Here is a 19,228-nt window from a genome sequence, read left to right on the forward strand (position 1 = left end):
TCACAATGTCGTAGCGCGTGAGCACCTTCGCCCCCTCGGCCGCCACGTCGAACACGCGCTGCCCCGCCGCCGTCCAGTACGTCTCGGCGAAGTGCAGCACCACCGTGTACTTGCCGTTGCTCACGGGCAGGGCGTAGCCGAACGAGCCGCCCGCCCGCTCGCTCTGGTACATCGCCCCGTTCGCCGTGCCCGCGATGGTCGCGTTGCCCGCGTTGGGCGTGCCCCCGCTGTAGTACGCGTCGGCCGCAAACGCCCCGATGCCGTTCGTCACCTGAGGGCCCCCGGCGTTGATGCGGTATACCGGCGTACCCTGAGCAAACAAATTATTCATTGAAGCAATCCAGAGAAGAAGACCCATAAATAGTCCCTTCCGAAGCCCCCCATTAGTACAGTAAAACTTGTGTTCCATAGCGTTTGCTTTCACTTTCTTCGTGCGTTGTGTATTTATCCTTCAAAAAATTGGTTATCCCTTGTGCATAGCACAAAATAGGACGGCTGTCCCCCTTAATAGATTCGCCAAAAACTGCAATAGCGCATAATGAGAAAATTTGTATTGCAATGCTCACATACTTAATGCGAATACATCTTATCCCGGGTCTTATCAAAAAACCCAATCAGCCAATTAGCCGCTACTGAACCAGGGGCCATATACCCAGTCAAATAACTAATTTACAATTAGTTATACTCTCTTAAACTACTGCAATAATTGCTATACCTAAAAATTACTCTGTGGTTAGTTTATTATTAATTAAAAATGATTTTTAAGCACACACGGGATTAAACCAATAATCAACTTTGGTACTGTCCTGCTTAGCAACCCGCTTCAATAGCTTTTTATAACCATTTCGCTTAAAACCGTCGTACCTCTAAAATCCAGAAAATTGATCACCCGCTCGCCAACTCAGTGACTAAGAGGTTCAAAAGCCAAGATTTCATAGGACGAATATAAGGTTCTGCATATTCTCAAACAATTTTTTATAGGAAAAAGCATACTTACGGGTTGATAATCTTGGGATCTTTAAAAATCCATCCGTGTCCTCCCTCCCGTTTACCCGACCACTGATCTTCTCTTGAAACATCAACCCATTCCTAGGGAGAAAAACAGGCAGTAGCCATAGGCTACACTTGGGGCCCCCAGATCTAAAAAAAACTATATCTGAGGGCTTTTAGCCTGAGCTCATCGCACGTGCATTAATACAGCAATCAAGGCAGCCTCAGGATGCACTGCGTAATGGCGTTGAGTAATTTCTACCGTTTTAATAGGCAACTAATAAATGCCTATTATTTTACACAATATTCAGTTTATCAATTGGTTATAGAATAATAGTTCTGTTCGATTCACAGCAAGCTATCCTACCCCGAACTGAGTGGAACAAAGGCGCTATTGCCAGCAGGCGAGCACTGCTCAGCAAGCTCACGAGCCAATAATTATGTCTTGAACCATGGGTAAGCTGCGCAATAAGCCAAATAAATAACACTGGATTATAGCCTGTTATAATGTGCGTTTGGAACGCTCAACTCAGCCACTGGTATATAGTGTGGCGAGCATGGCAATCCGGAGCATGGCGCCATACGCATCACACACCCGAATAGGCACCGCATGACCTGCGGGAGCACGCTCCGAAACTGTGCGTGCGCTACCGTTCATTCCCCCACTTCTTGCAGAGTACCGGCCGATGTCAGGGGCAGAAGCTCCGCAGTTGGCAACCCCGTTGTATATGGCTACAGCTTAGCAATGGCCAGCGCGCTGATACCGCTGGCAGCAACGAGCAGGCCTGCACACTCCTCCGCAAGTTGCGCCCGGTAGAGTTGCATTGGGTCGGTAGTACCACCAAGCCTTGGTTTTGGAATTGCCCTAATATGGAAAGGATGGGTTTTACAAATTTTCCAGGCACCACGAGATAGTATTATCTTGTTGAAAAACAATGATATACTATAAAACTCATCTCGTATTTCTTGGCAGAACCTATTGGCACAATGCCACGCACATAGGATCCAAGGCGTGAAGCAATCAGCCCAAGCAGGGGTTTTAAGATTAAAAGGCATTCCTGCTAGTTATTTTCTTGCCCCATAATCATGCCCTTGTACGCTGCTGGCTCCCCCTGTTGCCAGCAGCGTAATCGCCTAACAATAATCTTACCGCGGCGGATAATAGTTTAATAAAACCAAGATTAATTCATAATAATTAGTAGAGCGGCGGTGACCAGCGGAAATCACAATTGTGCCTGACCCTTGCTAAAATACCGCAAAAAATCGTTTTAGTTCTGTATAAGCACTGTATTCTGATGTAGCATTTTATCAAGTAAAAGTTAAATATTTTGATTCTTAAAATCTCGGATTTGGACAACATGAAGCGGAATATGGCAGTCCGTTACGCAAAGGTTTAGAGTGACTAAAAAACAACGCCAACGATTGACGCAATCGTTATGCATAAATAGGCGACCAACAATGAGGCATGCACATACTTCTGTTTTACAGCATTTTACGTTTTTAAATGACAAAAAAATATTATTTGCTCGTGTTTGACTGTGCAATTGCTTCGTCCCCAAATCATTCGTGACGGCCCACCGAAATCCTATTCTGGGTATGGGAATTCCAATATTGATTTTAGCAACAAACTGGGATAATGCATTATTTACTTGACATCAGACAATCAGACACTATATTTGCTATGGTCGCAGGAAACAAAGATTTGCTTCGATCCAAGTACCCAGTTGCACTAATCGCAGTTGTGAAAACCGAAGAGATTACGTGAAAAAGCATCGAGCTTATCCCGGTTCTGTATTGCAGGAAATCAACAAAATATAATCGCCAACACCCCCGCCATCTATTTGAGTAACTACTTCCCAGCAACGAATTATAGAAAACTGAGCTGGAAACCATAAATCTTACACAAATTAATTACCGTCATGGAGTACAATTTCCCTTTAACCGCAGATAGCTACGTTTCCAACGAGCCTAATATGCAGGGCAGCTTTTCTAGCCGAACGAATTCATTCTCAGCTAAAAGAGCCTTTGATATCGTATTCGCCCTGCTGGTGGTAGTATTGCTATTTAGCTGGTTGATTCCGCTGGTTGCTCTGGTCATCCGGTTAGAATCAAAAGGACCAGTATTCTTCAAACAACTGCGTACTGGCAAGGACAACAAGCCGTTCTATTGCTTCAAGTTCAGAAGCATGCACGTGAATGCCGAGGCCAACCACCTGCAAGCCAGCAGAGGGGACGCCCGTATTACCCGCGTGGGTGCCATCATTCGTAAGACGAACATCGATGAGCTGCCGCAGTTTCTGAACGTCCTGCGGGGCGAAATGTCGATTGTGGGGCCCCGGCCGCACATGCTTAAGCACACGGAGGAATACTCGCAAGTGGTGAACGACTTCATGCAACGCCACACCGTTACGCCCGGCATCACGGGCTTGGCTCAAGTGCGTGGTTTCCGCGGCGAAACGAAAGAGGTAATTGCAATGGCTAAGCGCGTAAAAGTTGACATCTGGTACATCAAAAACTGGTCGCTTTTACTTGATGTTAAAATTGTCATAATGACTGTTTTACAGGCTGTTAAAGGGCATGATAACGCCTTTTAATCTTGCTCACTATTGTATTTATAATTAATAATTAATTAAGAGAATACGCTACGCCAACGACAGCTAATAAAAGCGTATTAAAATCCGGTATAAAAGGTCTTCATCAGAACAGATTGGCACTCCGTTTAGCGTTCGCGCGGTAACTGGGTGCTAATCTCTTTTATAGCCGTTCAGCAATTAGCGGCCTAATGCTTCAGGTTTGGCTTGGAGGCCCCGGTTGCTGCTGATTATGCTGGGTACACCCAGCGTCTATTGCGCACGCGTGGGGAATGCATTGCCGAAAGCTGCCGGATTAAGCGCCGCGGGCTTCCGTGGGTTTGGGCACTCTGGTAACTACTGCTCACGGTAAACCTTTCAGCAACGGCCCCAACTGCTGAGCGCGTACCCCAAACTTGGAACGATGGGCGGCGCGGGCCGCTGGCGCACTCCTTGCACGGCTATCGCACGTGGAGAACAAGGAACAAGGCCCTAGGCTGCTCGCAGGCATAGCCCTTGCGCATTAGGGGCCCCAGCCAAAAGCACTGGCGCTACAGCAACCTTATTTCCATGAATACCGGGCCCATCGGGTGGCCACGTGGCTGGAGCAGCCCGGCTCCGCGCTCACCTATTGGCTAGGGCTGCGCGGCACTGATTAACTAATGTTCTGGGCTGTACCTGTTGGCCCTCGGGAATGCGCTAAATCGTTAATTACGTCTTTCGAGCAGCCATAAATAAGCTCCTATAACTTACGCTCAGCACCGAGTGGTGGGCGGCCGCGCGGGGTCACTCTAATTAATTATTATAGGCACTGGGGATGATAGTCCCGTAATTTGGACTGGAAATAGACTAATTTTTACCAACGCATGATTATTTTACATATTACTGCCGACATGGACCCGCGGGCGGGCGGGGTGTGCCAGGCAGTACGCACCATGATTGCGGGCCTCAGTACGCGTGGTGTGCACAGCGAAGTAGCGAGCCTCGATGACCCCGCGGCTGCTTACGTGGCCGAAGCTCCGTTTCCGCTGCATGCACTGGGGCCGGGCAAGGGGCCCTGGGCTTACAGCGCCCGCTTCGGCCCTTGGCTAGACGCTAATCTGGACAGGTTTGATGCCGTGATCGTGCACGGCTTGTGGCTGTACGCCAGCTACGCGGCCCGCAAGGCCTGGCAGCGCAGAGGCCCCGGGGGCCCTCTTTTGTTTGTGATGCCCCACGGCATGCTCGACCCCTATTTCCAACGGGCCCCGGGGCGGCGGCTCAAGGCCGTGCGCAACTGGCTGTACTGGAAACTGGTGGAGGGCGCCGTAGTCAACGAGGCCACGGGGGTGCTTTTCACATGCGAAGAGGAGCGCCGGTTGGCCCGCGAGCCGTTCCGCCCTTACCGGCCCAAGCGCGAGCTGGTGGTAGGCCTGGGCGTGGAGGAGCCCCCGGCCTTAGTACCGGCCATGCGCACCGCGCTAGCAGCTGCCTGGCCCGCAGCCAGCGACAATCCTTATCTGCTGTTTATCAGTCGTATACACGAGAAAAAAGGAGTAGATTTGCTCGTCGATGCGTACGCGGCCGGGGCAATGGGCCCCGGCGCGCCGGCCTTGGTGGTGGCGGGCCCCGGGCTCGACAGCGCCTACGGCCAGGCCGTGCAGGGCGCGGCGGCGCAGGCCCCGGCGGGCACCGTCACGTTTCCGGGTATGCTGGCCGGCGATGCCAAGTGGGGCGCTTTTTACGGGGCGGCGGCCTTTGTGCTGCCCAGCCACCAGGAGAATTTCGGCATCGCCGTGGTCGAAGCGTTGGCCTGCGGCACGCCCGTGCTCATTTCCAACCAAATCAATATCTGGCGCGAAATTGAGGCGGCCGGGGCGGGGCTGGTGGCCGACGACACCCCCACGGGCACCCACGACTTGCTGGCCCGCTGGGCGCAGTTGCCCGCGGCCGAACAGCAGGCCATGGGCCAGCGCGCCCGCGCCAGCTTCGAGCGTTACTTTGCCATTGGCCCCGCCACCGACCGGCTCCTGGCGGCGCTGCGGCCGTAAGCGGTGCGGCATAGCTGCTTACCTATAATGGAAACACCCGCTTTTATGCGCCCCGCTTTGCGCACCGTCAGGCCCCTAATTAAGCCGCTTACGTGGCTGGCGCTGGCGCTCTACATTGGCCTTGTGGTGTACGTCGTGTTCTTTGCCCGCCGCCGCCAAAACATCGTGTGGTCGCCCCATCTGGTGAACCTGGTGCCGCTGGCAAACACCATCCGCGCCTACCGCGATGTTGCGTACATCGGCCAGTGGAATTACTGGAGCAATATTTTCGGCAACATTGCCCTGTTTGTGCCTTTGGGGCCCCTGGTAGCCGCTGCCACGGGGTTTCGGCGGTGGCGCTGGCTGCTGGCCATTGGCGTGGGGGCGAGCGTGCTCATCGAGTGCGCGCAGTACGTGCTGGAAATCGGGGTTCCCGACATCGACGACGTTATTCTGAACAGCACGGGGGCCCTGGTGGGCATCATTCTGTGGGAATTATTATTTCGCAAAATTTACCGCCTGCTGTTATATAAATAGCGGCCGGATTTGCCTTGGCACTTTATTGATATGAAAACCGACCTCTCCAAATTTGACCCGGGCGACTACCGCGCGGGGCCCCGGCTCAAGGTGCTGCTGTGGTACTTCGTGAACTATTACGTGTTTGCCAGCGCTTTTCCGTGGCCGTACGGGCTCAAGACCTGGCTCTTGCGCTTATTCGGGGCCCGGGTGGGCGTGGGGCTGGTCATCAAGCCCAAGGTGCGCATTAAAAACCCCTGGCGGCTCACCATCGGCGACCACTGCTGGCTGGGCGAATCGGTGTGGATCGATAACCTGGCCGACGTGGCCATCGGCAGCCACGTGAGCGTGTCGCAGGGGGCCCTGCTGCTCACCGGCAACCACGACTACACGGTGCCCAGCTTCCCGTACCGGCTGGGCGAAATCCGGCTCGAAGACGGCGTGTGGGTGGGGGCCCAGTCGGTGGTGTGCCCGGGCGTGGTGTGCGGCGCGCACGCCATCCTCACGGTGGGCTCGGTGGCCACCAAGTCGCTGGATGCCTGGGGCATCTACGCCGGCAACCCTGCCGCTTTCGTGCGCGAGCGCCGGATGCAAGCGGCCTGAAGTAATTTTACATTCTTATTATAAAAGCTATTTAATACCGTGGTGAAGAAACGCGTGCTGCTCATCGGCTACAACTACGCCCCCGAGCCCACGGGCATCGGCAAATATAGCGGCGAGATGATGGCCTGGCTGGCCCAGAACGGCTACGACTGCACCGTCGTGACCACCTACCCCTACTACCCCTACTGGGCCGTGCAGGCCCCCTACCGCCCGCGCCGCTTCTGGTACCAGAAGGAAACCGAGCAGCTGGGCCCCGGGGCCGCCGTCACGGTGTACCGCTGCCCGATGTACGTGCCGGCCAAGCCCACCGGCCTCAAGCGGATGCTGCTCGACTTCTCGTTCTCGCTCTCCGCGTTCTTCCAGGTGCTGCGGCTGGCGGTGGGGCCCCGGTTCGACTACGTGGTGGCCGTGGCGCCGTCGTTTCAGTTCGGGCTGCTGGGCGTGCTCTACAAAACCATTCGCGGCGGGCGGCTGGCCTACCACATCCAGGACCTGCAGATTGAGGCCGCCCGCGACCTGGGCATGATCAAGTCGAAGAAGGCCATTGGCCTGCTGTTTGGCCTGGAGCGGTTCATCTTCAACCGCAGCGACCTGGTGACGAGCGTGGGCGAGGGCATGGTGGCCAAAATCCAGGAGAAGACGGCCCGGCCCGTGGCCATGTTCCCGAACTGGACCGACACGGCCAAGTTTTACCCCGTGGCCGACCGCGGCCGGCTGAAGACGGAATTTGGCTTTGCGCCCACCGACCGCATTGCCCTGTACTCGGGGGCCATTGGCGAAAAGCAGGGCCTGGAGGCCATTTTGCACGCCGCCGTGGCCTTCCGCGACCGGCCCGAGGTGAAGTTCGTCATCTGCGGCTCGGGGCCCTACAAAGAAAAGCTGATGGCCCTGGCCCGCGAGCTGGACGTGCCCAACGTGGTGTTCCTGCCCTTGCAGCCGTTCGAGAAGTTCAACGACTTCCTCAACCTTGCCGACGTGCACCTGGTCATCCAGAAAGCCAACGCTGGCGACCTGGTAATGCCCTCCAAGCTCACCACCGTGCTGGCCGTGGGCGGCGTGGCGCTCATCACTTCCAACCCCGGCTCGGGCATGCACGCGCTGGTGCAAAAACATAACATGGGCATTTTGGTGGAGGCCGAAAACCAGGCCGCCCTGAACGCTGGCCTGGCCGACGCCTTTGCCCACGACCACACCGCCACCGCCCAAAATGCCCGCCGCTACGCCGAAGCGCACCTGTCCATCGACGGCGTAATGGCCACTTTTGCGGGCCAACTGCAGGCCAGTTAGGCCGGCCTCCGCGGGGGCCCTAGCCGGGCCCCCCGCGGGGCCAAGAAAAAATAGTCGGATGGGCGCGGAACCACTTGGGGCCGCAGGTACTTTGCGTAACTTGCGTACCCGTCGGCATACCTCGCTGGGGGGCCCAACCGTCCTTTCTATGAAGTTTTTAGCTTCGCTGCTACTGGGATGCCTGCTGGCATTACCGGCCGCGGCCCAGCGAATGGTATTGCGTGGGCAAGTGGTGGAAGCCGCCACAGGCGAGCCGGTGCCGTTTGCGTCGGTGTTTGTGCCGCGCACGAGCATCGGGGCCACGGCCGACGTGGACGGCAAGTTTAAATTGATCTTCGACAGCCCCGCCGACTCGGTGGCGGCCTCATCGCTGGGCTTCCTCACGGCCCGGCGCAAGCTCACGGCCGAGGCCGAGCAAACCGTGCTGCTGCGCCTGAAGAAGGGCGGCGGGGTGGCCCTCACCGAGGTGCTGGTGCGGCCCGGCGAAAACCCGGCCTTCCGCATTTTGCGCGAAGTGCAGAAGCACAAGTCCCAGAACGAGCGCGGGGCCCTGAGCGCCGCCGAGTACGACGCCTACAACCGCATCGAGGTGAGCCTGACCGACTTGCCGCCCGCGCTGGCCAAGCGCAAGGTGGTGCGCGACATCCGGGCGCTGGCCGTGCGCCAGGGCGCCGCCGCCGCCTCCGACCCCGACGCGCCCCTGCCGCTGTTTGCCTCCGAGGTGGGCTCGCGCGTGTACCAGCGCTACGGGCCCCTGCGCCGCCGCGAAGACATCCAGCACAAGCAGATGCGCGGCGCGGGGCCCCGCGAGGGCTCCATCCTCTCGCAGATGCTGGGCTCAAATTTCCAGAACTTCGACTTCTACCCGAACTGGCAAAATATTCTGGGCAAGGACTTTATCTCGCCCATTGCCGAGGGCGGCCGCGTGACCTACAACTACGAGCTGGTGGACTCGGTGCAGGTGGGCCAGGACGAGTGCTACAAGCTGACGGTAACCCCCAAGCGCAGCCACGACCTGGCCTTCCAGGGTACCGTTTGGATTACCAAAACCGGCTACGCCCTGCGGCGCGTGGACCTCACGGCTAACAAGGACGCCAACATCAACTTCGTCAGCGATCTGCGCATCTTCCAGGAGCTGACGCCGCCCGCCGATGGGCCCGGGCTGGCCGCCCGCACCAAGCTGGTGGTGGGCCTGCGGCCTTACGATAAGCAGGCTGCCATGCGCGTGCGCTTTACCACGGTGACCACCAACGTGGTGCGCAACCAGCCGCACGAAGGCAGCTTTTATGACCAGCCCATTGTATCCACTATCATGGAGCCGGCCGAAAATGGGCGCGGCAACCTGGGCCTCATCAGCGGGCAGGCCAAGGCCGGCGACGGCTACTTTGACCAGCACCGGCCCGACACGCTGAACCTGAGCGAGCGCCAAACGTTTGCCGTGCTCGACTCGGCCCGCGAGCTGCCATCGGTACGCAGCACGCTGGACCTTATTGACTTGGTGGTGAACGGCTACAAGCACGTGGGCAACTTCGAGCTGGGGCCCATCATCAACTCCTACTCGCACAACGACTACGAGGGCAACCGCTTCCGGCTGGGCTTCCGCACCACGCCCGCCATCAGCCGCAACTCCGTGACGCAGGCCTACGTGGCCTATGGCACCCGCGACGGCCGGGTGAAGTACGGCCTGAAGAGCGCCTACATTGCCGAGCGCCGCCACTGGACGGTGTTCAGCGGCGAGTTTCGGCACGACGTGGAGCAAGCCGCCTTGCTCGATAACGACTTTCTGCCCGACAACAACCTGTTTGTGGCGGCCTCGCGCTGGGGGCGCTTCAGCGAGGGCAAGCCTATTTTGCGCGACCTGATGTCCGCTTCGGTGCAGCGCGACTTGTTCCACGGCTTCACCCAAACGGTGACGGTGCGCGAGCAGAACATGCGGTTTCTCAACGACTTCGTGTACCGGCGCGAAAACCGCATCGTTCCCGACATCACGCTCTCGGAAATCGTGTTTGAGTCGCGCTACGCGGCCGACGAAAACCTGGTGCAGTCGGAAAACCGCCGCCGCGCCATCGGCCTGAAGCGGTGGCCGGTGTTCACGTTCCGCTACACGCTGGGGGCCCGTGACCTGTTTGCCGGCACCGGCGGTAGCGCGTACCAGAAGTTTAACCTACTCGTGAACCACAGCGTGTCGGTGGGCCACCTGGGCCGCCTCACCTACCGGGCCGAGGGAAGCTACACCCCCGACCGCCTGCCGGCATTGTTCCTCAAAATCCCGCTCGGCAACCAGACGCCGTTCTACAACGCCAACGCGTTCAACCTGATGAACTACTTCGAGTTCGTCACCGACCGCTCGCTGTCGCTGCGGCTCGACCACCACTTCGAGGGCATTATCCTGAACGCCATCCCCGGCATCCGGGCCCTGAACTGGCGCTTGGTGGCCACCGGCAACGCCCTCTACGGGGGCCTCAGCGCCCTGAACCAGCGCCAGCCGCTCGACGCCCAGGGCCGCCCCCAAACCCCGCTGGCCACGCTGGATAAAATCCCCTACGTGGAGGTGGGCTACGGCATTGAGAACATTTTCAAGTTCGTGCGGGTCGATTTTATCCACCGCCTCACCTATCGCAACTCCGTAAGCACGGGCCCCGGCGAGCCTACGCCCCGCAACTTCGGCATCCGCGTGGGGGCCCAGTTCCGCCTTTAAGCGGCTGGCCGTGCAGCTACTCGTCATCACGCCGCCCACCACCGCGCCGGAGGAGGCCCGCGTGGCAGGGGCCCTACTGGCGGCCGGCCTGGCCACGTTGCACCTGCGCAAGCCGGGGGCCCCAGCCGAGGCCTTAGCGGCTTACATTGAGGCCATTCCGGCAGAGTTTCATTGCCGGCTCGTGCTGCACAGCCACCACGCGCTGGTGCCGCGCTACGGCCTGCGCGGGGCCCACCTCACGGCGGCGCGGCGGGCGGCAGGGCCCCCACCCTGGCGGCCGGGCAGCGGCTTCACCCTGTCTACGTCGTTCCACAGCTTGGCCGAGGTGGCCCGGCACCGCCGCCGCTACGACTACGTATTCCTGAGCCCCGTCTTCGACAGCCTCAGCAAGCCCGGCTACGGGGCGGCGTTCGACCTCGGCGCCGTGCCGGGGGCCCTGGCCCGCTGGGCGGCCCGCCCCGGCTACCGGCCGCAGGTACTGGCGCTGAGTGGCATCGGGGCCGCCAACCTCGACGCCGTGCGCAGCATGGGCTTCGCGGGCGCGGCCGTGCTGGGCGCGGTGTGGCAAAGCCCCGACCCGGTGGCCGCCTTCCGGGCGCTGCAATTAGTAGTCGGCTAGGCCGTTGCGTAGCGAATACACTTCGCGGAAGCCGTGCTCCAGCAGCAGCCGGGCGGCGCGCTGGCTGCGCACGCCGCTGGCGCAGTGCACCACGGTGGGCACGTCGGTGGGCAGCTCGGCCAGGGCCCCAGCGAGCTGGCCCAGCGGCAGCAGCCGGCCCCCAATGTGGCGCTGGGCGTGCTCGTGGGGCTCGCGCACGTCGAGCAGCTGCAAGGGGCGGCCACTGGCCTGCCAGGCGCGCAGTTCGGCGGCGCTGATTTCGGGCGCGGGCGGCGCGGTGGGCAGGGCCTCGCCGCAGAAGGCGGCGTAGTCGGCCTCCAGCGTGGTGCGCTGCTGCTGGGCCGGCACGGCGCGGAAGCGCAGGGTTTGGAAACGCATCCCGAGGGCGTCAATCACCAGCAGCCGGCCGCTGAGCACTTCGCCCACGCCGGTCAGCAATTTCAGCACTTCGGTGGCCTGCAAAGTGCCCACCAGGCCGGGCAGCACGCCCAACACCCCTATTTCGGCGCAGCTGGGGGCCTCGCCGGGGGCTGGCGGCTCGGGGTAGAGGCAGCGGTAGGTGGGCCCGTTTTGGTAATTAAAGACCGACACCTGGCCGTCGAACTTGAAAATGGCGCCGTACACCAGCGGCTTGCCCAGCACCACGCAGGCGTCGTTGACGAGGTAGCGGGTGGCAAAATTATCCGAGCAATCCACCACCAGGTCGTAGCCAGCGAGCAGGTCCAGCGCGTTGGCGGTGGTGAGGGCAAACTGGTGCGGCACCAAGCTGATGAATGGATTTTGGGCCCCCAGGCGGGCGGCGGCGGCCAGGGCCTTGGGCTGGCCCACGTCGGCGGTGGTGTACAGCACTTGGCGCTGGAGGTTGCTTTCGTCCACGGTGTCGAAGTCGAGCAGGCCCAGGGTGCCCACGCCGGCGGCGGCCAGGTACTGCAGCACCGGGCAGCCCAGGCCGCCGCAGCCCACTACCAACACCTTGGCAGCCTTAAGCTTGAGTTGGCCGGGGGCCCCAATTTCGGGCAGCAGCAGGTGGCGGCTGTAGCGGTGGGTTTCGGCGGCGGAGAGCGTTTCGGTGGGGGCGGAAGGGGTCATCGGGCGAGGGCGGTGAGGGTGGCATCCCAGTCTTTCCAGACGGGTTCGAGGCCCTGGCGGCGCAGCATGGCCGCAATGGCGGCTGGGCTGCGCTCGTCGGAAATCTCGAACTGCTCCAGCGACTCCGGGGCCACGGCGTAGCCGCCGGGGTTAGTTTTGGAGCCGGCGCTGAGGCTGGTGATGCCCAGCTGCACAACATGGTCGCGGAAGGTTGGGTTTTCGCGCGTCGAAAGCGACAGCTCCACTTCATCGCTCAGCAGCCGGTAGGCGCAGATAAGCTGCACCAGCTCCCGGTCGCTCATTTCCACCTTGGGCGGCAGCATGCCTGCGGCCGGCCGCAGCCGCGGAAACGACAGGCTGTACTTGGTTTGCCAATACGTACGCTCCAGGTAATCAAGGTGCAGCGCGGTGTAGAAACAGTCGGTGCGCCAGTCTTCCAACCCAATCAGCACGCCCAACCCCATCTTGTGAATGCCGGCCCGGCCCAGCCGGTCGGGCGTGTCGAGGCGGTAGTGGAAGTTCGATTTTTTGCCCTTCGGGTGGTGCTTTTTGTAGTCGTCCTGGTGGTAGGTTTCCTGGTACACCAGCACCGTATTCAGCCCTTCGGGGATGAGCCGCTCGTAATCAACTTGGTCGAGCGGCTGCACTTCCATTGATAAATGGGCGAAGTGGGGGCGCAAGGTGCGCAGCGCTTTTTCGAGGTAATCGACGCCCACCGTTTGGTTGGCCTCGCCGGTCACCAGCAACACGTGCTCGTAGCCCCAGCCCTTGAGCACGGCGGCCTCGGCCAGCATTTCCACGCTGCTGAGGGTGCGCCGGGGTATTTTATTGTCGAGGCTAAAGCCGCAGTACGTGCAGATGTTCTGGCACTCGTTGCTCAGGTACAGCGGCACGTAGAGCTGCACGGTGTGGCCAAACCGCTGGCGGGTGCGCTGCTGGCTAAGCTGCGCCATCTGCTCCAGATAAGGCGCCGCCGCGGGCGAGATTAGGGCCCTGAAATCGTCCAGCGTGCGGCGCGGCGCGGCCAGGGCCCGCTCCACGTCGGCCCCGGTTTTGGCGTAGATACTGGCCTTCACGTCGTCCCACGAGTGGGCTTCAAAAACGGGGCGGAAGCTCATGGTTGGGGGCTTTAATCCAGAAATGCAGTGAGCGGCGAGCTGGCCACGGCCTGGGCCGCGGGCGCGGCGAGCCGCGCTTCGTAGGCCAGGCGCCCCGCTTCCACGGCCAGCCGGAAGGCCCGGGCCATGGCCACGGGCTGCCCGGCCACGGCAATGGCGGTGTTCACCAGCACGGCATCGGCGCCCATTTCCAGGGCGGCGGCGGCGTGCGAGGGGGCCCCCAGGCCGGCGTCTACCACCACCGGCACCCGGCTTTGGGCGATGATGATTTCCAGGAATTCTCGGGTCAGCAGGCCTTTGTTGGAGCCAATGGGGGCCCCGAGCGGCATCACCGCGGCCGCGCCCACTTCTTCCAGGCGTTTGCACAGCACCGGGTCGGCGTGCACGTAGGGCAGCACCACGAAGCCCAGCTTTACCAGTTCCTCGGCGGCGCGCAGGGTTTCGACGGGGTCGGGCAGCAGGTACTTGGGGTCGGGGTGAATTTCGAGCTTCAGCCAGTTGGTTTCCAGGGCCTCGCGTGCCAGCTGGGCGGCAAAAACGGCTTCCTTGGCCGTGCGCACGCCCGAGGTGTTGGGCAGCAGGCTGAACTGCGAATGGCCCAAGTGGCGCAGAATGTCGTCCTCGGCATCGGCCACGTTCACCCGCTTCAAGGCCACCGTCACCAGCTCCGAGCCGGAAGCCAGCAGGGCCTCCTCCATCAGCGCCGACGAGCTGAACTTACCGGTGCCCGTGAAAAGCCGCGACGTAAACGTGCGCCCGGCAATAACTAAGGATTGAGTCGTCATAACGCAGGTGCTTTAACTGATTGCTGCAAGGCGGCGAGAAACTGCGCGGCCGCCGCCGCGGGGCTGGGGGCCCCACCAATGGCCCCGGCCACCGCCACACCGTGCAGCCCAGTGGCCCGCAGCGCGGGCACGTCGGCCAGCGCCACGCCCCCAATGCCGATGATGGGCAGCGCCAGCCCCGCCGCTCGGCACTGCGCCATTATCTCGGCGTAGCCCGCCAGCCCCAGCAGCGGGCTCAGCTTTTCCTTGGTGGTGGTGAAGCGGTAGGGCCCCAGGCCCACGTAGTTCACGCCCGCGCTGGCCAGCCGCTCGACGTGGGCAAAGGTGTTGGCCGTGCCGCCAATGAGGAAGTGGGGCCCCAGCAGGGCGCGGGCCTCCCCGGGGTCCATGTCCTGCTGGCCCAGGTGCACGCCATCGGCCCCAATTTCCAGCGCCAACGCCGGGCTGTCGTTGATGATGAGCACGGCGCCGTGGCGGCGGCACACGGCCTGGGTTTCCAGCGCGCGCTGCCGCCACTCAGCGTAGGGCAAATTTTTTGCCCGGAACTGCACCCAGCGCACCCCGCCTTGGCAAGCCAACTCAGCTGCTTCCGCATGGGCAACCAAATAATGCAACCTGTTAATTTTCATTATTTTATACTCCATAATGGTACCCCAGCAACGTATCGTTGCTGGCCAAAAACGCCGTAGTGTACTCCTTGCCCGCCCGGCAGGCCGCGGGCAGGTCGTTGCCCAACGCCAGCCGGGCCAGCACGGCCGCCGACAGCACGCAGCCGCTGCCGTGCTTGGCCCCGTGCGGCAGGCGCGGGGCCCCAAAGGCGTGCCGCTGGCCGGCGGCCAGCAGCACGTCGGTGGCCAGGCCCCCCGCGGCGTGCCCGCCCTTGAGCAGCACCGGGCACCAGGCGGCCAGCGTTTCAGCGGCCGCGTCGGCCGTATCGGCGGGGCAAAGGCGCAGGGCTTCGGGCCAGTTGGGGGTGATGAGCACCAGCTCTTGGCAGATGGCTTGCAGCAGCTGCGGCGCGGGTGGTGGGTGAAACTCATAGCCCGCCGTGGCTTGCAGCACCGGGTCCCAAACGACTTGAATTTTTGGGCTTTGGATCCTCAGCCACCGCAACAATTCCAGCAGCAATGGCAAGCTCTCGACGAGGCCAATCTTCACGAAGCCGACCGCAAACCGTGCCAGCAGCGGCCTGATTTGGTCCTGGATATCGGCCAGCGGCACCCAGCTCACCCGCTCAAACGCCACATCGGTTTGCACCGTGAGGGCAGTGCAGGCAGCCAGCCCGTACACGCCGCTTGCTTCCAGCGTTTTCACATCGGCCAGCGCGCCGGCCCCGGCGCTGGGGTCGAAGCCGGCAATGGTGAGGGCGTAAGGGCGCATAAGAGAGAGCGATGTAGCGTGGACTCTGCGAGTCCGCGCGTGGATCCTTTGTTAATCGTGCAACGCGCGGACTCGCAGAGTCCGCGCTACATCACAGGTACAGCTCGCTGCCTTTGGCTACGAACTCCCGCGACTTTTCCAGCAGGCCTTTTGCCAGCACTTCCGAGGCGGTCAAGTCTTGCTGGGCGGCGTAGTCGCGCACTTCCTGCGTGATTTTCATCGAGCAGAAATGCGGGCCGCACATCGAGCAGAAGTGCGCGACTTTGGCCCCCTCGGCGGGCAGGGTTTCGTCGTGGTATTCGCGGGCCGTGTCGGGGTCGAGGCTTAGGTTGAACTGGTCTTCCCAGCGGAACTCGAAGCGGGCCTTGCTCAGGGCGTTGTCGCGGTACTGGGCCCCCGGGTGGCCCTTGGCTAGGTCGGCGGCGTGGGCGGCAATTTTGTAAGCAATCACGCCGTCCTTCACGTCCTGCTTGTTGGGCAGGCCCAGGTGCTCCTTGGGCGTCACGTAGCAGAGCATGGCCGTGCCAAACCAGCCAATCATGGCCGCGCCGATGGCCGACGTGATATGGTCGTAGCCCGGGGCAATGTCCGTCGTCAGGGGCCCCAGCGTGTAGAAGGGTGCCTCGTGGCACTCGCGCAACTGCTTGTCCATGTTCTCCTTGATGAGGTGCATGGGCACGTGGCCGGGGCCCTCAATCATCACCTGCACGTCGTGGGCCCAGGCAATTTTGGTCAGTTCGCCCAGCGTTTCCAGCTCGGCAAACTGCGCCTCGTCGTTGGCGTCGGCAATAGAGCCGGGGCGGAGGCCGTCGCCCAGCGAGAACGCCACGTCGTAGGCCTTCATGATTTCGCAAATCTCCTCGAAGTGCGTGTAGAGGAAGCTCTCCTGGTGGTGGGCCAGGCACCACTTGGCCATGATGGAGCCGCCGCGCGACACGATGCCGGTCACGCGTTTGGCCGTCATCGGCACGTAGCGCAGCCGCACACCCGCGTGGATGGTAAAGTAGTCCACGCCCTGCTCGGCCTGCTCAATCAGCGTGTCGCGGAACAGCTCCCAGGTCAGGTCCTCGGCCTTGCCGTTCACTTTTTCCAGGGCCTGGTAGATGGGGACGGTACCCACCGGCACCGGGCAATTGCGGATGATCCACTCCCGGGTTTCGTGGATGTTTTTGCCCGTGCTCAGGTCCATGAGTGTATCGCCGCCCCAGCGGCAGCTCCACACGGCCTTATCTACTTCTTCCTCAATGGATGACGTGACGGCTGAATTGCCGATGTTGGTGTTGATTTTCACCAGGAAGTTGCGCCCGATGATCATCGGCTCGCTCTCGGTGTGGTTGATGTTGCTGGGAATAACGGCCCGCCCGGCGGCCACTTCCTGGCGCACAAACTCGGCCGTGATGGGGCCCTGCGGCGTGTTGGCCCCGAAGCTGTGGCCGCGGTGCTGCACCCGCAGCGGATCGTCGGCCGGCAGCTCATCAAACCGCTGGTTTTCGCGGATGGCGATGTACTCCATCTCGGGCGTGATGCGGCCCTGCTTGGCGTAGTGCAGCTGGCTCACGTTGGCTCCGGCCTTGGCGCGCAGCGGGGCCGCAATGTGCTCGAAGCGCAAGTGGTCCAAGCTGTTATCGGCGGCGCGCTGCTGGCCGTAGGCCGACGACGTGCCGGGCAGCGCCTCCACGTCGCCGCGCCCAAGAATCCAGCTTTCGCGCAGGCGGGGCAGGCCTTTTTTGAGGTCGATGGCCACGGCCGGGTCGGTGTAGGGCCCGCTGGTGTCGTACACCGTCACGGGCGGGTTCTGCTCCGACGGGAAGCCGAAATCGAACTTGCGCTCGGTATCGGCCAGCGCGATTTCGCGCATGGCCACCCGGATGCTGGGGTGAATTTTCCCCGGCACGTAAATCTTGCGCGAGCCCGTGAGGGGCTGGCGCGCCACCAGCGTGTGCTGGGGAGCCTGGTCTTTTTTCTTCATCGGAAAATGGGAAGGAGCCGGCACCCGCCTAGCCCCCTTGGGTGGCGCGGATGATGGTGAGGCGGTCGTGGGGCTGCACGGCGCGGGTGGCCCACTCGGCGCGCGGCACCACGGCGTCGTTCACGGCCACGGCGAGGCCGCGCGGCTGGGCTAGCCCGAGGGGCCCCAGCAGCTCCTGCAGCGGTTGCTGCTCGGCGGCCTCGTGGGGCAAATTGTTTACGTAGCAGACCATGCAACTAGTTGATTAGTTGGGACAATGCAAACCGCAAACAATAGTGGGTGCCGGCCACGGCGCGCCCATGAGGCGGCCGCGTGCGGACCAGTACTTTTCCCTTCGGCGGCATTATCCGCATCAGGTTCCAAGGGTATCGTCTCAGCCCCGCGTGGCGGGGCACCCCTAAAGTTTACGCCTCAAACATACGCCCCCGGCGGTGAATGGCCGCTGAAGCGGCTGCACTTTTCCCTTATCCAACTACACCGGGCCGGCAACAATGCCCTCCCAGCGCGGGCGAAGCAGCGCGGCACCACCCCGGCCCGGGGGCCCTACTTCTTCCCAAAAATGCTTTTGGGCAGCACCACGTGGGCCCCGCGGGTGCCATCCACCACCTGCGTCACATCAAGGTCGCCAGCCACGCTCACCAGCATGTAGGCGTCGTCGCGGCTCAGGCCACGGGTGGTCACTAAGAAGTCAATCATCTCGCGCACGGCGTCTTTGGCGGCCAGCGTCAAGTCCTCGTTCAGGCCCATGCTGATATAGGCGGTGGGCGTTTCGGCGCGGGGCAGCTTCTGGTGTAAGTCCTTGCGCACGATGAACTGGAGGTCACCAGTGAGCGAGGTTTCCAGGGCCGTGATGTCCACCTCGCCGTTGCCCTGCCCGGCGTGGCCGTCGCCCACAAAAAACAGGGCCCCGGGCACGTGCACCGGCAAGTACAGCGTGGTGCCCGCCACCAGCTCCTTATTATCAAGGTTGCCGCCGTGGATGCCGGGCGGCGCGCTGTTGATCCGGCCCGCGGCCACGGGCGGAGCCACGCCCATGCTCCCAAAAAACGGCCGCAGCGGCACGTCGATGCCCGGCGCGAAGTGGGCCACGCCCTGCTTCGCATCAAGCGGAATAATCTTCATTTTCGCGTACGGGAAATCCTCCGGGATGAAGCCACTCTTGGGCCCAAAGGCGTTGTAGGCGTACGGAATGGCCAGGTTAATGCGCTGAATGCGCACCTCCAGCACGTCGCCCGGCTCGGCGTCTTCCACAAAAATGGGCCCCGTGAGGATGTGCCCCCCGGGGCCCTTGTTGGTCACCTGCGTGGTGATGTCGCGCAGCGACTGCTCAACCTGCGCCGGGGCCACGCCCGCCCCCTCCAGCCGCGCCGGGGTGGAGGTGATGAGCGTGTGCACCCGCACGGCATCGCCCGACTTGATGCGCAGCACCGGCGGCGCGGCCGCGTCGTAGTAGCCCCAGGCGGCGGTGGCCGGCGTAATCTGCAGTTCGTGCTGCGGCCGGCGCTGGGCCCGCGCCGCCGGGGCTCCCAGCCCGGTGGCAATTAGCAACAATCCGAGGAAAAGTGTTTTCATGGCCGGAAAGTACGCGGTGGGGG

At 61.6% G+C, this 19,228-nt stretch carries 16 protein-coding genes and 1 riboswitch; of the genes, 7 read left to right on the forward strand and 9 right to left on the reverse strand.

The window, feature by feature from the left end; translation table 11 throughout:
- On the reverse strand, positions 1–331 hold a 331-nt coding region (locus EAH73_RS17440; protein ID WP_205013020.1), incomplete at its 3' end, for a malectin domain-containing carbohydrate-binding protein.
- Between the two features lie 2,578 nt (positions 332–2,909).
- Between EAH73_RS17440 and EAH73_RS17445 the strand changes: the two genes are divergently transcribed.
- The 7 genes from EAH73_RS17445 to EAH73_RS17475 all read left to right on the forward strand — a co-directional run bounded on the left by EAH73_RS17445 (position 2,910) and on the right by EAH73_RS17475 (position 11,292).
- The gene (locus EAH73_RS17445; protein WP_170214094.1) at positions 2,910–3,584 is read left to right on the forward strand and encodes an exopolysaccharide biosynthesis polyprenyl glycosylphosphotransferase; all 675 of its coding nucleotides are present in this window, start codon (positions 2,910–2,912) and stop codon (positions 3,582–3,584) included.
- An 842-nt stretch (positions 3,585–4,426) separates the two neighbouring features.
- Entirely contained in the window at positions 4,427–5,590 is a 1,164-nt protein-coding gene (locus EAH73_RS17450; RefSeq protein ID WP_140468721.1) for a glycosyltransferase, read from the forward strand.
- A gap of 27 nt (positions 5,591–5,617) precedes the next feature.
- Positions 5,618–6,106: a VanZ family protein gene (locus tag EAH73_RS17455; protein ID WP_140468722.1), complete on the forward strand. Its 489-nt coding sequence runs from the start codon at positions 5,618–5,620 to the stop codon at positions 6,104–6,106.
- Between the two features lie 30 nt (positions 6,107–6,136).
- The gene (locus EAH73_RS17460) at positions 6,137–6,688 is read left to right on the forward strand and encodes a WcaF family extracellular polysaccharide biosynthesis acetyltransferase (protein WP_140468723.1); all 552 of its coding nucleotides are present in this window, start codon (positions 6,137–6,139) and stop codon (positions 6,686–6,688) included.
- A 39-nt stretch (positions 6,689–6,727) separates the two neighbouring features.
- Positions 6,728–7,975, forward strand: coding sequence for a WcaI family glycosyltransferase (locus EAH73_RS17465; RefSeq protein ID WP_240047315.1), 1,248 nt, complete (start codon positions 6,728–6,730; stop codon positions 7,973–7,975).
- Between the two features lie 148 nt (positions 7,976–8,123).
- Complete coding sequence (locus tag EAH73_RS17470) at positions 8,124–10,673, forward strand: DUF5686 and carboxypeptidase-like regulatory domain-containing protein (protein ID WP_161599590.1); 2,550 nt, start codon at positions 8,124–8,126, stop codon at positions 10,671–10,673.
- Positions 10,674–10,683: 10 nt separating this feature from the next.
- Positions 10,684–11,292, forward strand: coding sequence for a thiamine phosphate synthase (locus EAH73_RS17475; protein ID WP_161599591.1), 609 nt, complete (start codon positions 10,684–10,686; stop codon positions 11,290–11,292).
- On the opposite strand, the gene moeB is transcribed toward EAH73_RS17475, so the two are convergent.
- The 8 genes from moeB to EAH73_RS17515 all read right to left on the reverse strand — a co-directional run bounded on the left by moeB (position 11,278) and on the right by EAH73_RS17515 (position 19,205).
- The gene (moeB, locus tag EAH73_RS17480; RefSeq protein WP_140468726.1) at positions 11,278–12,381 is read right to left on the reverse strand and encodes a molybdopterin-synthase adenylyltransferase MoeB; all 1,104 of its coding nucleotides are present in this window, start codon (positions 12,379–12,381) and stop codon (positions 11,278–11,280) included. The genes EAH73_RS17475 and moeB overlap by 15 nt on opposite strands.
- Entirely contained in the window at positions 12,378–13,499 is a 1,122-nt protein-coding gene (gene thiH / locus EAH73_RS17485; protein WP_140468727.1) for a 2-iminoacetate synthase ThiH, read from the reverse strand. The genes moeB and thiH overlap by 4 nt, the downstream gene beginning before the upstream one ends.
- Positions 13,500–13,510: 11 nt before the next feature.
- Positions 13,511–14,284: a thiazole synthase gene (locus tag EAH73_RS17490; protein ID WP_140468728.1), complete on the reverse strand. Its 774-nt coding sequence runs from the start codon at positions 14,282–14,284 to the stop codon at positions 13,511–13,513.
- Positions 14,281–14,928 (reverse strand): thiamine phosphate synthase, encoded by a 648-nt coding sequence (locus tag EAH73_RS17495; RefSeq protein WP_317129395.1) that lies wholly within the window; start codon positions 14,926–14,928, stop codon positions 14,281–14,283. Before EAH73_RS17495 ends, EAH73_RS17490 begins: the two co-directional genes overlap by 4 nt.
- Positions 14,918–15,664, reverse strand: a complete 747-nt coding sequence (locus EAH73_RS17500) for a hydroxymethylpyrimidine/phosphomethylpyrimidine kinase (RefSeq protein ID WP_140468730.1) — start codon at positions 15,662–15,664, stop codon at positions 14,918–14,920. The genes EAH73_RS17495 and EAH73_RS17500 overlap by 11 nt, the downstream gene beginning before the upstream one ends.
- Before the next feature lie 91 nt (positions 15,665–15,755).
- Entirely contained in the window at positions 15,756–17,633 is a 1,878-nt protein-coding gene (gene thiC / locus EAH73_RS17505) for a phosphomethylpyrimidine synthase ThiC (protein ID WP_140468731.1), read from the reverse strand.
- A gap of 28 nt (positions 17,634–17,661) precedes the next feature.
- Positions 17,662–17,865 carry a sulfur carrier protein ThiS gene (gene thiS / locus EAH73_RS17510; RefSeq protein WP_140468732.1) on the reverse strand — a complete coding sequence of 68 codons (204 nt, stop codon included), beginning with the start codon at positions 17,863–17,865 and terminating at the stop codon, positions 17,662–17,664.
- Between the two features lie 80 nt (positions 17,866–17,945).
- Positions 17,946–18,042: riboswitch (TPP riboswitch) on the reverse strand.
- 134 nt (positions 18,043–18,176) lie between these two features.
- On the reverse strand, positions 18,177–19,205 hold the full coding sequence (locus EAH73_RS17515; RefSeq protein WP_140468733.1) for an acetamidase/formamidase family protein: 1,029 nt from the start codon (positions 19,203–19,205) through the stop codon (positions 18,177–18,179).
- Positions 19,206–19,228 lie beyond the last annotated feature (23 nt).

Origin of the sequence: Hymenobacter nivis (genome assembly GCF_006439025.1) — a bacterium.
Classification (GTDB): Bacteria; Bacteroidota; Bacteroidia; order Cytophagales; family Hymenobacteraceae; genus Hymenobacter; species Hymenobacter nivis_A.